The following is a 15,416-nucleotide window of genomic DNA, read 5'->3' as shown; positions in this document are numbered from 1 at the left end:
CAGGCGCTCACCCGCAGTCAGTCCTGCCTCGGCGGTACATCCCGTTGCGGGTGCCCGTCATAGGTCCAGATGTACTGGCGCGGGATCGGGCCTTTGTTGCGCCCGCCTTGCTGGGTCTGCTCCCATGCATGCGCCAGGATGCCCACCGAGCGGGACAGGCAGAACAGCCCGCGCGCCAGCGGCGCCGGGAAGCCCAGCTCGGCGTAGATGACCGCGGTGGCGCCGTCGATGTTCATGGGGATGGGCTTGCTGCGGCCCGCGCCGAGCTCGGCCTCCACCGCGCGCGCGATGGTCGCGAAGCGCCCCGGCACCACACCGTCTTGCGCGGCCTGGTCCACCAGGGCCAGCAGGCGCGGCGCGCGCGGATCGAGCGGATGGAAGCGGTGGCCGAAGCCCGAGACGAACTTGCCGTGCGCGTCGCGGTAGTCGGCCAGCGCCGCCTTGACCGCTTCGGCCTGGGGCAGGCCGCCGTCGATGCGCCGCGCCACGTCCTGGTACAGCTCCACCGCCTGCTCGCCGGCGCCGCCGTGCACGTCGCCGAGCACGTTGACGGCCGAGGCCATCGCATTGTTCAGGCCCACGCCGCAGGTGGCGGCCATGCGCGCGATGGCGATGCTGGGCGCCTGCGGGCCGTGGTCCACCGCGGACATCAGCGCGGCATCCAGCAGCTCGCCCTGCTTGCGGCTTGGCAGCTCGCCGCGCAGCATCAGCCAGATCATCTGCGCGAACGAGACCTGCCCGATCAGCTGCTCGATGGGGTAGCCGCGGTAGCGGATCTCGCCGGGCTGCATGTCGATGATCTCGGTGCGCCACCAGTCCTGGGACAGGCGCTGGCCTTCGTTGATGCCGGCCTGATCGCCGGTGTCGCCGGCAGCTTGCTTGATGGGGTCGCTCATACTGCGCGCTCCTGTTGCAGGGTTTCGATATCGGCCTCGCCATAGCCCAGCTGGGCGAGGATCTCGCGGGTGTGCTGGCCGAGCTCCGGCGGCGGCGTATCCACCGAGGGCGCTTCGCCGTTKAGTTTGAAGCCGGTGCGCACCAGGCGGATGTCGCGGCCCACGCCGGGGACGTCGGCAAAGTCGCCGATCATGCCGCGCCCGCTGATCTGCGGGTGGTCCAGCGTCTGCGGCACGCTGTAGACCGGGCCGGCGGGCACGCCGGCTTCGTTGAGCAGCGCCCACCATTCGTCGGCGGATTTCTTCGCCAGCTCGGCTTCCAGCTCGCGCGTCAGCGCCGCGCGGTTGGCCAGGCGCGACTGGCGCTCGGCAAAGCGCGCATCGGTGGCGAGCTCGGGGCGGCCCACTACGCGGCACACCGCCTCGAACTGTTCCTGCTTGTTGGCGGCGATATTGAGCAGCCCCGCGCCGGTATGGAAGGCGCCGGACGGGCTCGCCGTCATGTTCTCGTTGCCCATGGGGGACGGGGTCTTGCCGGCGATCAGGTAGTTGGACACCACCCAGCCCATGGTGGCGAGGGTGGCCTCCAGCATGGACACATCGATGAAATAGCCCTCGGTGCGCTGGTGGTCCGCCAGCGCGGCGGCCACGGCAAAGGCCGCGGTGATGCCGCCGATGGTGTCGGAGACCGGGTAGCCCACGCGGTAGGGCGCGGTCTGCGGATCGCCGGTGATGCTCATCACCCCGGACATGCCCTGGATGATCTGGTCATAGGCCGGCAGGTCGGACAGCGGGCCGTCCTGGCCGAAGCCGGAGATGCCGCAGTAGATCAGCTTCGGGTTGACCTGCTTGAGCGCCTCGAAGCCCAGGCCCAGGCGTTCCATCACGCCGGGGCGGAAGTTCTCCACCAGCACGTCGGCGCTGGCCACCAGCTTGCGGAACACTTCCTTGCCGCGCGCATGCTTGAGATTGACGGTGATGGAGCGCTTGCCCGGGTTCTGCGCCAGGAAGGACACGCCCATCAGCCGGCGGTTGAGTTCGGCATCCGCGCCGAGCTGGCGCGCCAGGTCGCCGGTGCCCGGTGTTTCCACCTTGATGACCTCGGCGCCCATATGGGCCAGTTGGTGACAGCAGAACGGCCCGGCCAGCACATTGGTGAGGTCGAGCACGCGGATATGGCGTAGCGGTTTTTGCATGGTGCGTGATCTCGTTGAAGCAAAAGGGAGCCGGGGGCTGCGAGCCGCCGCGCACGGCGGCGCAATCGCCCCTCTTACTCTACCTTGGCGCCCGACTGGCGCACGATGGTGCCCCAGCGGGTGTTCTCGGCCTTGATGAAGGCAGCCAGTTCGGCGGGGGTGCCGCCGCGCGGCTCGCTGCCTTCCTCGCGCATCTTGGCGATGGTATCGGGCTGGGCGATGGCCTTGTTGATTTCCTCGTTGACGCGCTTGATCACGTCGGCCGGCGTACCGGCGGGCGCCACCAGCGCCTTCCAGTCTTCGGCCTGGAAGCCGGCGTAGCCGCCTTCGATCACGGTGGGCACGTCGGCCACCAGCGGCAGGCGCTTGGACGAGGTCACCGCCAGCGCGCGCAGCTTGCCGGCCTTGATCATCGGCAGCGCGATCGGCGGCGTGGCGAAGTAGAAATCGGTCTGGCCGCCCAGCAGGTCGGTCAGCGCCGGCGAGGCGCCCTTGTACGGCACATGCAGCATCTTGATGCCGGTGCGGCGCGCGAACATCTCGCCGGTCAGGTGGCCCACGGTGCCGGTGCCGGCCGAGGCCATCGACAGCTGCCTGGCCTTGCCCGCGGCGACGAGGTCGGCCAGGTTCTTGTATGGCGCGTCCTTGCGCACGATCAGCACCAGCGGCTGGGCGGAAACCAGTGCCACCGGGGTGAAGTCCTTGACCGCGTCATACGGCATCTTGGGATACAGCGTGGGGTTGATCGCCAGGTTGGCGGTCTGGCCCATGCCCAGGGTATAGCCGTCCGGGCGCGCCTTGGCCACGGCGTCCATGCCGATATTGCCGCCCGCGCCGGCGCGGTTTTCCACCACCACGTTCCAGTGCGTGCTCATGCCCACCTTGTTGAACACCAGGCGCGCCATGACATCGGTGCCACCGGCCGGCGGGAAGGGCACCACCAGCCGCACCGGCTGGCTGGGGTAGGTGTCGGCGGCGGCAGGCAGGGCGGCGGCGAGCAGCGTCGCGGGCACGGCAAGCATCAGCAGGGCGCGGATGGGGGAGGGAAAGCGCTTCATTGGGTCTCCGTCTATGGGTGTTGCAAGGCGGCGCCTCCGGGCCGCGCCCCGGTCGGAAGGGCGGGCGCATGCGGCGGGCCGGCGATTGCGTCTGGGATGGCGTCTCGATGGCTCGTGGAGGGGGTGTGGCAGCGGCACGGAGGCCGTCATTCCCACCTTGCCTCCAGATTTTACGTTCTATACAACAGAACAACGATCTTACTTAAGGAATTTAAACGAGAGAATAGGAGTGCCGGGGATGGTTGTCAAGGCGCCTTTGGCGCAAGCACCGCGCGGTCCGGGCACGGGTTTGCCGCCGGAACGGCAATGCGCCGGACTGGAAGGAAAAGCGGGGGGGAGGGGGGCGGCCCGCGGGGCGGGCCGGTTGCCCGCGACGGGGCTGGGAGGCGGGAGGGAGGCAGGGGCGGGCGGCGGCCGGCATCGGCGCGGCCGCCGCGGCCGGGCTTAGTCGAGCGAGATCTTCGCGGCCTTGATGATTTCGGCGTACCGCGCCGAATCGCGGTCGATCAGCTTGCGGAACTCATCCGGCGTGCTGCCCACGCCGATAAAGCCCAGGTTCTCCAGCTTCTTCTGCACGTCGGGCGAGCGCACCGCCTCGGCGATTTCCTTCGACATGCGGTCGATGACCGGCTGCGGCGTGCCGGCAGGCGCCATCAGCCCGGCCCAGGAGCTCATCACGAAACCGGGAAAGCCGGCTTCTTCCATGGTCGGGATATTGGGCTCGCCCGGCCAGCGCTTGGCCGACGCCACCGCCAGCACATTGATCTTGCCTGCCTTGGCCTGCGGCATCGGCACCAGCAGCGGGTCGAACACCATCGACACATTGCCCGACATCAGGTCGGTCAGGATGGGCGCGCTGCCGTTGTACGGGATATGCGTCATCTCCATCTTGCTGACCATGCCGAACTTGGTGCCGACCAGGTGGGCGCTCGAGCCGGTGCCGCTGGAGCCGAAGTTCAGCTTGCCCGGGTTCCTGTGGCCGTATTCAACCAGCTGGGCGACCGTGGTGGCGGGCACGGACTTGCTGGAAAACAGGAACAGCGGCAGGTCCGCCATCAGCGCTACCGGGGTCAGGTCGCGCGGCTTGTACTGCAGGTGCGAATACAGGCTCGGGTTGGCCGAATAGGCGGCCAGCACCGACAGGAAGGTGTAGCCGTCGGGCTTGGCGCGCGCCGCTACCGAAGTACCGAGCGTGGAATTGCCGCCGGGCTTGTTCTCGATCACGATCGGCTGCTTGAGGCGCTCGGCAACCTTTTCGAAGACGATGCGCGAGACGGTGTCGGTGGAACCGCCCGGCGTATAGGGCACGATCACCTTGATCGGCTTGGCGGGCCATGCCTCGGCGGCGATGGCGGGGACGGCTGCGGCGACGGCCTGGCAGGCGATGGCGGTGGCCAGGAGGTGGCGGGCAAGGCGCGGCGCGCGGCCGGCAGGCGACTTCGAAACTTTCATGTGCTCCTCGTATGTAATGAGACCGCGCCGGGATCGCCGTCCACGGTCGGCACAAGGATGCCATGTTGTTCGTACATTGCAACAACACCAGCCATTTTTCTGTGCGTTGATCGCCTGCCCGGACGGGGGGGTGCGCCAGGAGGCGGTCATGCCGCTTCAGTCCGTCGTGCTGGGGCTCCAGAACGCCTGGTGGATATGCTCGGACTCGGCCAGCTGCGCCATCAGGCGGTCGAGCACATCGCCGTCGACCGAGGTGGAAGTCAGCACTGCCTCGATCTCCACATCGGCATCGCCGAAGGCATGCACTTCGAGGTCGCGCATCGGGTAGCTGCCTGTCTCCAGTGTCCGCTCCAGCAGTTGCAGCGCCTGCTTCTGCGAAGCGCGCGGCGCGATCACGTAGACGGTGTTGGTGACTTCCACCGCCGGGGTGTCCATCGGCTGCTGGTTGATGCGGTTGACCACCGGCCGCAGCAGCGTGTTGGCGGCCAGCACGAACAGGCAGCCAACCGTGGCCTCGATGATCAGGTCCGCGCCGGCGCAGGCGCCGATGGCCGCCGAACCCCACAGCGTGGCGGCGGTATTGAGCCCGCGCACATTGCCTTCCTCGCGCATGATCACGCCGGCACCGAGGAAGCCGATGCCGGATACCACGTAGGCCACCACGCGCACCGCGCCGTCGTGCCCGGCCATGCGGTTGGCCATGTCGACAAAGATCGCCGCCCCCACCGCCACCAGCACATTGGTGCGCAGGCCGGCGGTGCGCTGGCGGAGTTGCCGCTCGTAGCCGATCACCGTGCCCAGCACGAAGGCCGTGGTCAGGCTCACGAGGGTGTCCAACAGCGAGGCGAGGTTGATGTTCTGGAAAGCTTGGAGGGAGTGCATGGCAGATGTTCCCGGACGTGAAGCCGATACGCTTCGTGATGATTGTGCCTGGGCCTGGCCCTGGCGCTATTGCGTTTGTACGACGGGCAGGTGTCAGGCCGGTGTGGCCGGCATTGGCCGCGACGACAAGAGCGCGACAAGGCAGCGACACGGCAGCGCACGGCAGCGCACGGCGGGGCGGCGTGCGCGCGGGATGCGGTCCCGCGCGCACGAGCGCATCCCGCGGCATGGTGGCCGCCGGTCTTGCAATGAACTGGGAGAGCAGGCATTGCGCGGAGAACCCGTGCAATGCACCGCCACTACCGGCCGGTTCCGGCGAGGCAGTGGCGAAAGGACGCCTGGACTTGCCTAGCCGTTCAGGATGTGGCCAGGGGCCAGGTAGAACAACTGTCCATGGAGATGACTCCGGAGCGATAACGGGGCGAAGCGTAACAAAGCCGATACGCGCTTGGCAACCGCTTTTTGGGGGGGTGTTAGCGCCATGCCGGAAACGGCCGGCGCGGCACGTGTGCGTGTGGCGCCACGCTACAACCTTTGTCAGAATAGGGGGCCGCGAGCCAAATCCATCGTCGCGGCATCACGGGCAGTGCCACGGCCAATATCGAGTGCGCCGGCCCGTGGCGTTCCGGCAGTGACCACGTCGTTGCTGCCGTCTCCAACCCGCCAGAAGCTTATGACGATTGTGCTCCCGAGTGAAACGCAGGACGCCATGCGCGAGTTGATCCTGCTGGTATGCCTGCACGACCAGGAAGYCGCGGATCGCTACTGGATCGCTTTCCGGCGTGCGCTGGCGCATGCCGGGCCGCGATGCGACGGACATCAGCTGCTGTGGCCGCTGAGCGAAGCCCTCGGCAACGGTGCCGGCTTCTATGTGGAGTGGAATGACAGGGCCGCGCTGGTGCGCAGCGTGCATATGCTGGGCGAGCGCGTCGGCGTGCGCGTGGATTGGGGCGTGAGCGAGCCGCTCGCGCCTGCCTTTCTGGCCGCGCACGATATCCCTCGCCTGATGACGATCGCGCAAGCCTCCATGCGCATGGCCGGTTATAGGCTGTGGTGCTGGGATACGCAGGCCGACGCCTTCGCCGGCTGGATGATCCGCGACAGCGATGAAGCCCGGCTCGCCGGCCTCGCCGCACGCCTGCATCTGATGATCGACCCCGCCGACGAAACCTGCTGACGGCACCGGGTCTTCCGGTCCGTGCTCAGCGCTTCGCACCCAGGCCGGCATTCGCTCCGGCATGCAAATCCCGCGTTCACATTTCGTGACAATTGCCGTGCATGGCTGAGATAGGCTAGTCGCGTCCGATGCTGGCCCGGCAGCATGCCCGCGAGCGCTTTCTTGCATCGCAGTCGCCTATCTCGTTCGCCGAACATCCCGGCGCATATGGCTGGACACGGTAACGTTCCGGGCATGGTCATGAGAGATCCATGAGAATTGCTTCGGTGGAAGACGATGAGAGCCAGGCCGAGCTGATCCGGCGGATCGTGGAGGACGCGGGCTTCGCGTGCGCGACCTACGGCAGCGGTGGCGCCTTCGTGCGCGCGCTGCGCGAACATACCTTCGACCTCGTTATCCTCGACTGGCAGCTGCCCGACATCAGCGGGCTCGATCTCGTGCAGTGGATCCGCCAGCGCGTCGGCCGCCTCCTGCCGATCCTGTTCCTGACCAGCCGGCCGCTCGAGGAGAGCATCGTCGCCGCGCTGGGCGCCGGCGCGGATGACTACATGATCAAGCCGATCCGCCGCGCCGAACTGGTGGCGCGCATGCGCGCGCTGTTGCGCCGCGCTTATCCGCAGGCGATGGTGCGCAGCGAGCTGGTCGAAGTCGGCAGCTATGCGGTGGATCCCGTGGCGCGCACCATCACGCTGCGCGGCGCCAGGCTGGACGTGTCGCCGCGCGAGTTCGACGTGGCACTGTTCCTGTTCCGCAACGTGGGCCGGCTGCTGTCGCGCGAGATGATGGAGAAAGCCGTGTGGGGCCGCGTGATCGGGCCCGACTCGCGCACGCTCGATACCCATGTGTCGCGCCTGCGCATCAAGCTTGCGCTGCGCCCGCACAACGGCGTGCGGCTGACCTCGGTGTATTCGCACGGCTATCGCTTCGACGCGGTGGCCGAGCCTGGCGGGCCCGGCTGAGCCGCGGCCTGCGCGCGCGAGCGGCATGCCGACACAGTTGTTTACGGTGCCGCGCCGGCCAGAGGCTAGTCTGAATGCAGGGGAGGCTTTCGCCGGCTTCCCGTACCCGTCGGCAGCGCCCGCTTCGCTGCCGGTCTTGCCAACCAGGCCATGTCGTGTGGCCTGGTCTTTTTTGCGTGCGCGAATTGCCGTCCCGGTGGCCCGGCAGGGGTTGCGGATGCGGATTCCCGGCGCCTTCGCCGGGCCCCCGGGGGGGCTATGGCACAATGCCGCGTCGTGTCCGCCATGCCCTGATGGCCGTTGCGGCGGCTCGCGCACACGCGCGGGCAGCTGCGGCCGGATGCCTTGTTCCTTGCCTGAAACTTCATGACGGTACGCCGGCGTAGCGCACACAGTGGCGCGCCGCGCGAAGCCGCGCGCCCCCACGCATGCGTTTTTCTCGTTTTTGTCTTTTTGCCGGCGCCATGCTGGCCAGCGGCCTGTGCGCCGCATCGCCGGCCACGGCACCGGTTCCGGCCGGATTCCAGCCTGCCGCGCCGGGCATCCAGCTGGCGGCATTGCGCGCCGCGCGCCCGCTGCCACCGATCCGCTTCCTGCTCACTTTCGACGACGGCCCCGATGCCGGCGAGGACGGCAGCACGCCGCTGATCCTGCGCCAGCTTGCCGACAACCCGGTCACGCCAGGCATCAAGGCGCTGTTTTTCGTGCAGACCGCCCACCCGCGGCGCGGCGGCGGCGACGAGGGCAAGGCGCAGATGCATGCCACCTGCAAGGCCGGGCACCGGCTCGCGGTACACAGCGGACTGCCGATCGGGCACCTGTCGCACACCCGGCTGGAGCCGGAGGAACTGGAAGCCTCGCTGCTGTCCGGCGAGGCCGACATCATCGAGCAATGCCGCGGCGCGGCGCAACTGGTGCGCCCGCCCAACTGGGCCTACAACGACGCCGTGCAGGCGGTCTACCGCAAGCTCGGCCTCGGCATGCTCATGTCGGACATCAATGCGCGCGACGGCAAGATCTACGGCTGGCACATCAGCCTGCGCCGGCGCTCGCACATGAACAGCGAGCTGGCGCAGGTCAAGGTGGCCCTGTCCGAGCAGCGCCTGGCGCTGGCCGGCGGCGTGGCGCCCATCGTGGTGAGCTTCCACGATACCAACGACTACACCGCGTCGCACATGACGGAGTACCTGCAGATCCTGGTGGAGGAAGCGAAGAACAACGGCCTGGTGCTGGCCGATCCGCCGTTCTACACCGACGCGCGCGTGGCCGAGCGGGCCGCGCGGGTGCGTGCGCTGTCGGGCGTCTACGCGCGCGCCAGCTGGCCCTGAAGCCACGGCGGCGGCGTCGGCCGCCGCGTACAATGCTGCGCCACGGCAGTCCGCTTCCCTTTGGCGGCTGCGCCGACCCGCCCCTGCAACTAGCTGACATTCACGATGGAAAGCGCCGTCACCGAGATCTTCTATCGCCTTTCCACGGCGTTCTTCTGGCCGGTCGCCCTGGCCTTGCTGGTGCTGTTCGTGCTGTCGCTGGCCGACCTGGGCAGCCTGCTGGTGCAGTCGCGCCGCCGGGCCGCCTCGCCGCGCAGCGACCTGCCGGCGCTGGCCAATGCGCTGGCCTGCGGCCTGCGCCAGGGCGCGCGGGCGCAATTGCAGGCGGTGCCGATGTCGCCCGCGCTGGCGCGCTTCTGGGGTTTGCTCGAAGGCCGCCTGGCGCGCCTCGATTCGCACGAGCATCTCGACCTGTGGCTGGACGAGACCCTGCAGCGCGAGGAAATGCGCGTGGCCAACCGGCTCGACCTGACCCGCACGCTGGTGCGCATCGCACCCATGCTGGGGCTGGCGGGCACCATCATCCCGCTCGGGCCGGCGCTGCAGTCGTTGCTGGCCGGCGACATGGCCGGCATGGTCAACCACCTGGTGATCGGTTTCGGCGCGGTGGTCTGCGGGCTGGTGCTGGGCGGCATCGCCTATGTGCTCACGCTCACGCGCGAGCGCTGGGCGCGTGCCGACCTGAAGGAAATGGAGAACCTGTGCGAGCTGGTGCTGCGCGCCATGCCCGCGCCGGGCGCCGGGGCGCACGGCTGATGGACGCCGGCCACGGACACCAGTTCCGGCGCCGCCGCTTCGTGCGCCGCCGCCGCGCCCAGGGCGAACTTGCCTCGGTGCATCGCGAAGACCCGCTGGCCGGCGTGGCCAACCTGTTCGATGCATCGATCGTGTTCGCGGTGGGCCTGATGGTGGCGCTCACGCAAGCCTTCAGCCTGACCCAGCTGCTCGATCCCGATGCGCGCTTCACCCTGGTCCAGCGCGATCCGCGCACGGGCGAACTGCAACTGCTCGAGAAGAACCGCAAGGAAGTGAAGGTCAGCAAGTTGTCCGCGCAGCAGAAGGCGGGCGAGGGCACGCGCCTCGGCGTGGCCTACCGGTTGCCGGACGGCAGCGTGGTCTATGTGCCCGAAGGCGCGCCGGCCTCCGCCGCGCAAGCCGTGCCGGCGGCGGGCGCCGGCAAATGAGGCTGGCCCGGCAGCGCTGGCTGCTGATGTCCCTCGCCTTGCTCTGCTGGCTGGGCGCGTGGCCATGGCACGCCAGCGCCGCCGCGCCCGTGCGCGTGCTGGTGGTCACCACCAACACCCACCTGCTGCCCGCCGCCGAGGCGCGCCTGCGCGAACTGGCCGGGCCGGGCAGGGTGGTGGTGGAGGCGGTCACCACCGCGCCCGCCGCGGCGCAGATCGCCGCCGCCGATGCCATCTACGCCTATTTCGCGCCCGCCGCCGTGCTCAGGCAGATGGCGCCGGCCATGCGCCAGGCAAGGCAGCGCGGCGCGCTGCTGCTGGCGGCGCCCGCCGCAACCGCCGAGGCCGCGTGGGGCATCAGCCTCGACGCGCCGCGTGGCCAGGCCGCCGAGGCGTACTGGAGCGCCGGCGGCGCCGACAACGTGGCCGGCTGGCTGGCCTGGACCATCGCCCAGGTGCGCGGCACGGATGCCATCGCCGTACCGCCGCCGCATCCGCTGCCCGCGTCCGGCATCTACCATCCGCGCGCCGCGCAGGCGTTCGCCACGCTGGCGGCATACCTGGCTTGGTATCGCACCGCGAGCGGCCTGCCGGCCCAGGCGCCGCTGGTGGGCATCGCTTTCTACGCCAGCAACTACCGCCAGCAGGATCTCGCCCATATCGATGCGCTGGTGGCCGCGCTGGAGAGCCAGGGCATCGGCGCCGTGCCGGTGTTCGGCTGGCCGCTTTCCAGCCTGGATGCGGCGCTGACGGTGGACGGGCGCAGCCCGCTGCGCGCGCTGTTCACGCTCAACCTCACCATCAGCCGCGCCGAGGACAAGGCCTGGCTGGAGCGCCACGGCCTGCACGCCATCAACCTGCTGGCCACGCGCGACAGCCAGGCCGCCTGGCGCGCCGACGCGCGCGGTATCGCCGGCGAGCGCCTGCCGCTGCTGCTCAACACGCCCGAGCGCGCCGGGGCCGGCGAGCCGATCCTGTTCGCCACGCTGGAAGACGAAAACGGCGCCAAGACCAGCCGCGCCGTGCCGGAGCGCGCCGATGCCGCGGTGGCGCGCGTGCGGCGCTGGATCGCGCTGCAGGACAAGCCGGCAGCGGACAAGCACATCGCCATCCTCTACTACAACAACCCGCCGGGCAGCGGCAATATCGGTGCCAGCTACCTGGCCACGCTGCCCTCGCTCGCGCAGATCATGGCGCGCCTGCGCGCGGCCGGCTACCAGACCGGCACTGCCTTGCCGGATACCGCGGAGCTGACCGCGCTGCTGGAGCGCAACGGCCGCAATATGGAGGAATGGTCGCCGGGCGAGCTGCGCGAGATGGTCGCGCGCGGACGCGTCACGCTGCTGCCGATGGCGCAATACAAGCGCTGGTTCGAGGCGCTGCCCGCGGCGTTCCGCCAGTCCGTGCTGGCCGCCTGGGGCCCGCCCGAGCGCAATCCGCTGATGCTGGTGGACGATGGCCGCGGCGGGCAGGATTTCGTGATTCCGGGCCTGCGCTTCGGCAACCTGTTCGTGGGGCCGCAACCGCTGCGCTCCACCTTCGCGCGCGCGATGGACACCTCGCACGACACCGTCACCCCGCCGCCGCATTCGTATATCGCCGCCTACCTCTGGTACCGCCACGCCTTCGGCGCCGACGCGATGGTCCACGTGGGGCGCCACGGCACGCTGGAATGGCTGCCCGGCAAGCAGGTGGGGCAGGCCGGCGACGACAGCGCCGAAGTGCTGCTGGGCGACCTGCCCAACGCCTACTACTACATCCAGGACGGCGGCGGCGAGGCCATACAGGCCAAGCGCCGCAGCGCCGCCGTGCTGGTCAGCCACCTGACCCCGCTGCTGACCCGCGCCGGCATGCCGGCCGCGCTGGCGAAGCTCGACGAGGTGATCGAGCAGCAGGAAGCCACCGCCGACAGCGCACCCGCGCTGGCCGAACAATACCGCCTGCAGGCACTGGCGCAGATCCGCGCGCTGGGCCTGGACCGCCAGCTCGGCGTGGACCTCGCCGCGCCATGGGAACAGGTCGAGCCGGTGATCCACCGGTTCCTGCACAAGGTGGAAGCCGAGCCGATGCCGCAAGGCATCCATGTGCTGGGCGAACTGCCGCCAGCGGATTTCCAGCGGCAGGCGCTGGCTACCGTGCTGGAAAGCGCGTTCGACGCCGGCGAGCGCAAACGCCTGGGCCATGACCCGTTGGCGAACTGGGCCGGCGCGCTGCTCGACGGGCGCGAGCCGGATCTGGCGGACCTGACGCCGCCGCTGGCGGACAAGGCAAAGGCCGCGCTGGCCGCGGCGCGCGCATGGCTGGCCGGCCTGCGCGCCTCACCGCGGAGCGAACTTGACGGCCTGGTGACGGTGCTCGCGGGCCGCTACCTGCCGACCGCGCCGCTCGGCGATCCGGTGCGCACGCCGCAGGGCCTGCCCACCGGGCGCAACCTGCATGCCTTCGACGGTGCCTTCATCCCCACGCCGGCCGCGTGGGAAGTCGGCAAGATGCTGGCGCGGCAGACGCTGGCGCGCTACCAGGCCGAAACCGGCGCGGCGCCCGAGCAGGTCTCGATGGTGCTGTTCTACGGCGAGACCGAGCGCCACCAGGGCGCGATGGAAAGCGAGGCGCTCTACCTGATGGGCGTGGAGCCGGTGTGGAACGCGCGCGGCGTGGTCGAGGACGTGCGGCTGATTCCCGATGCGCAGCTTGGCCGCCCGCGTGTCAACGTGCTGTTCACCATCTCCGGCATCTACCGCGACGGCTTCGGCGACAAGGTGGCGCTGCTGGACAAGGCCGCGCGCCTGGCCGCGGCCGCCGGCGACAACGCCGTCAGCCGCCACGACCGCGAGGCGCAGGCCGCGCTGCTGGCCGCCGGCGTGGCGCCGCCGCTGGCCGGGCGCCTGGCGCGCGCCCGCGTGTTCGCCGCCAGGCCGGGCAACTACAGCATCGGCGTGAACCAGATGGTGGAGCAGAGCCGCGACGTGGCCGGCGCCAACGGTTCCGCCGCACAGCCGGGGCAGGCGCTGGCGCAGCAATACCTGCGCTACATGAACTTCGCCTTCTCCGCCGAAGGCTGGGGCGAGACCGCGCCGCAGGCGCTGGCCAGCCACCTCAAGTCCAACCAGGCCGTGTTGTTCTCGCGCGCCAGCACGCTCTACGGCGCGCTCGACAACGACGATACCTACCAGTACGCCGGCGGCCTCAACCTCGCCACGCGCGCGGTCAGCGGGCAGGCACCGCGCTTCTGGCTGCACAACCTGCGCCGCCCCGCCGAGGCCGAGACCGTGGACGCGCGCACCTGGCTGGCCACCGAACTCAACGCGCGCAACTGGAACCCGCGCTGGATCGCAGGCATGCAGCGCTCCGGCTATGCCGGCGCGCGCGAGATGTTCAAGGAGATCGAGCATCTCTACGGTTTCCAGGCCACCAGCCCGGAACAGATGAGCGGCGATTTCTGGCAGCGGACCTACGACGTCTACGTGGCAGACAAGCTCGGCATGGGCATGGACAAGTTCTTCGCCGGCAACAACCCGCACGCGCGGCAAGGCATCCTGGCGCGCCTGCTGGAAGTGGACCGGCAGGGCAGCTATCGCTTCACGCCGGCCGAGCGCGCCGACATGGCGCGGCGCTACGTGGCATCGGTCAACCGCGACGGACTGTCGTGCACGGCCAATAGCTGTGGCAATCCGGCGCTGATGCAGTACATCGCGGGGCTGGGCCAGCAGGCCCGCCTGCCGGTGGATGCGCTGCGCGCGTTCGGCGAGCGGCTGGCGCGGGCGACGCCGGGGCGCGAGCCGGCTGCGCAGGGCAGCGGCCCGGCGCGGCCAGTGGCGGCAACGGCGGCCGCTCGTGCCACGCCGCCAAAGCCGGCGCCGCCGGTGCCGCCGTTGCCGCCGTTGCCGCGCACGACCGAACACGTGGTCGGCCGGTTGCTCGAAGCGCGCACGCTCAACCTTGCGCCTTCGGCGCCGCTTGCCGGTCTGCGGCCACGCGAGGCGTGGTGGATGGCGGCACTGATGCTGTTGCTGGTCGGCGCCGGTGCCGGCGTGGAATGGCACCGGGGCCGGCGCCGGCAGGCCCAGCGCTAGCGGCGCGGCGGTGGACAGTACCGCACGATGTCTTTATGCTGTTCGCCTCGTTTCCACCGGCTGCCGCAAGCCGGACCCCGCTTTCCAAACGCCTGATTTCCCGAGCCCGCCACCATGCAGACCAGCAAGATTCCCGCAACCATCGTCACCGGCTTCCTGGGCAGCGGCAAGACCACCTTGCTGCGCCATATCCTCGAGAACGCCGGCGGGCGCCGCATCGCGGTGATCGTCAACGAATTCGGCGAACTGGGCATCGACGGCGAGATCCTCAAGGGCTGCGGCATCGGCTGCGACGAGTCGGGCGAGAGCAACGGCCAGCTCTATGAACTGGCCAACGGCTGCCTGTGCTGCACCGTGCAGGAAGAGTTCTTCCCGGTGATGGAGCAACTGCTGGAGCGCCGCGCCGACATCGACCACGTGCTGATCGAAACCTCCGGCCTGGCGCTGCCCAAGCCGCTGGTGCAAGCCTTCAACTGGCCCAGCATCAAGAACGCCTTCACCGTGGACGCGGTGGTCACCGTGGTCGATGGTGCCGCCGCGGCGGCCGGCCAGTTCGCCGCCGACCCGGACGCGGTGGACGCGCAGCGCAAGGCCGATCCCAATCTCGACCACGAATCGCCGCTGCACGAACTGTTCGAAGACCAGCTCGGCGCGGCCGACCTCGTCATCCTCAACAAGACCGACCTGATCGACGCCGCGCAGCGCGCCGAGGTGGAGGCGCTGATCCGCCCGGAGATCCCGGCCGAGGTGAAGATCGTCGGCGCGCAGGGCGGCAAGCTCGACGTGGCGCTGCTGCTGGGTCTGAACCGCGCGTCCGAGGACAGCATCCACCTGCGCCCGGACCACCACGGCTCCGCCGACGATCCCGAGCATGCCGACCATCATCACGACGAATTCGATTCGGTGGTGGTGGAGCTGGGCGAAGTGGAGCGCGACCATCTGGTCGGCGCCTTGCAGCAACTGGTGGAGCAGCACACCATTTACCGCATCAAGGGTTTCGCCAAGCTGCCCGGCAAGCCCATGCGGCTGGTGCTGCATGGCGTGGGCCGCCGCTTCGACGGCTACTTCGACCGCCGCTGGCAGCCGGGCGAGGCGCAGTCCACGCGCATCGTGCTGATCGGCCAGGAGCTGGAGCAGGCCACGCTGCAGGCCGCCTTGGAGGCTGCGCTGGCCACGGCGCAAGCCTGACGCCGCAGCCCTGACACGTCCGC

At 69.7% G+C, this 15,416-nt stretch carries 12 protein-coding genes; 7 read left to right on the top strand and 5 right to left on the bottom strand.

The features are described from left to right. Positions 1 to 17: 17 nt before the first annotated feature. The 5 genes from AB4Z48_RS14670 to AB4Z48_RS14650 all read right to left on the bottom strand — a co-directional run bounded on the left by AB4Z48_RS14670 (position 18) and on the right by AB4Z48_RS14650 (position 5,484). Positions 18 to 896 carry a citryl-CoA lyase gene (locus AB4Z48_RS14670; protein WP_441615086.1) on the bottom strand — a complete coding sequence of 293 codons (879 nt, stop codon included), beginning with the start codon at positions 894 to 896 and terminating at the stop codon, positions 18 to 20. Continuing rightward, on the bottom strand, positions 893 to 2,092 hold the full coding sequence (locus AB4Z48_RS14665; protein ID WP_441615084.1) for a CaiB/BaiF CoA transferase family protein: 1,200 nt from the start codon (positions 2,090 to 2,092) through the stop codon (positions 893 to 895). The genes AB4Z48_RS14670 and AB4Z48_RS14665 overlap by 4 nt, the downstream gene beginning before the upstream one ends. 74 nt (positions 2,093 to 2,166) lie before the next feature. Then, entirely contained in the window at positions 2,167 to 3,150 is a 984-nt protein-coding gene (locus AB4Z48_RS14660) for a Bug family tripartite tricarboxylate transporter substrate binding protein (RefSeq protein ID WP_441615082.1), read from the bottom strand. 444 nt (positions 3,151 to 3,594) lie between these two features. Next, complete coding sequence (locus AB4Z48_RS14655; protein ID WP_441615080.1) at positions 3,595 to 4,602, bottom strand: Bug family tripartite tricarboxylate transporter substrate binding protein; 1,008 nt, start codon at positions 4,600 to 4,602, stop codon at positions 3,595 to 3,597. Positions 4,603 to 4,758: 156 nt separating this feature from the next. Further along, the gene (locus AB4Z48_RS14650; protein WP_441615078.1) at positions 4,759 to 5,484 is read right to left on the bottom strand and encodes an MgtC/SapB family protein; all 726 of its coding nucleotides are present in this window, start codon (positions 5,482 to 5,484) and stop codon (positions 4,759 to 4,761) included. A 631-nt stretch (positions 5,485 to 6,115) separates the two neighbouring features. On the opposite strand from AB4Z48_RS14650, the gene AB4Z48_RS14645 reads away from it, so the two are divergent. The 7 genes from AB4Z48_RS14645 to cobW all read left to right on the top strand — a co-directional run bounded on the left by AB4Z48_RS14645 (position 6,116) and on the right by cobW (position 15,393). Next, the gene (locus AB4Z48_RS14645; RefSeq protein ID WP_441615076.1) at positions 6,116 to 6,661 is read left to right on the top strand and encodes a DUF6630 family protein; all 546 of its coding nucleotides are present in this window, start codon (positions 6,116 to 6,118) and stop codon (positions 6,659 to 6,661) included. A gap of 251 nt (positions 6,662 to 6,912) precedes the next feature. Further along, positions 6,913 to 7,620 carry a response regulator transcription factor gene (locus AB4Z48_RS14640; RefSeq protein WP_441615074.1) on the top strand — a complete coding sequence of 236 codons (708 nt, stop codon included), beginning with the start codon at positions 6,913 to 6,915 and terminating at the stop codon, positions 7,618 to 7,620. 428 nt (positions 7,621 to 8,048) lie between these two features. Then, entirely contained in the window at positions 8,049 to 8,948 is a 900-nt protein-coding gene (locus tag AB4Z48_RS14635; RefSeq protein ID WP_441615072.1) for a polysaccharide deacetylase family protein, read from the top strand. A gap of 105 nt (positions 8,949 to 9,053) precedes the next feature. Then, on the top strand, positions 9,054 to 9,704 hold the full coding sequence (locus AB4Z48_RS14630; RefSeq protein ID WP_441615070.1) for a MotA/TolQ/ExbB proton channel family protein: 651 nt from the start codon (positions 9,054 to 9,056) through the stop codon (positions 9,702 to 9,704). Next, positions 9,704 to 10,132: a DUF2149 domain-containing protein gene (locus AB4Z48_RS14625; RefSeq protein WP_441615069.1), complete on the top strand. Its 429-nt coding sequence runs from the start codon at positions 9,704 to 9,706 to the stop codon at positions 10,130 to 10,132. The genes AB4Z48_RS14630 and AB4Z48_RS14625 overlap by 1 nt, the downstream gene beginning before the upstream one ends. Continuing rightward, on the top strand, positions 10,129 to 14,205 hold the full coding sequence (locus AB4Z48_RS14620; RefSeq protein ID WP_441615067.1) for a cobaltochelatase subunit CobN: 4,077 nt from the start codon (positions 10,129 to 10,131) through the stop codon (positions 14,203 to 14,205). The genes AB4Z48_RS14625 and AB4Z48_RS14620 overlap by 4 nt, the downstream gene beginning before the upstream one ends. Positions 14,206 to 14,319: 114 nt before the next feature. Next, positions 14,320 to 15,393, top strand: coding sequence for a cobalamin biosynthesis protein CobW (gene cobW / locus AB4Z48_RS14615; RefSeq protein ID WP_441615065.1), 1,074 nt, complete (start codon positions 14,320 to 14,322; stop codon positions 15,391 to 15,393). Positions 15,394 to 15,416 lie beyond the last annotated feature (23 nt).

Source organism: Cupriavidus sp. 2TAF22, from assembly GCF_052115045.1.
GTDB lineage: Bacteria > Pseudomonadota > Gammaproteobacteria > Burkholderiales > Burkholderiaceae > Cupriavidus.
This window is presented reverse-complemented; position numbering and strand designations above follow the sequence as displayed.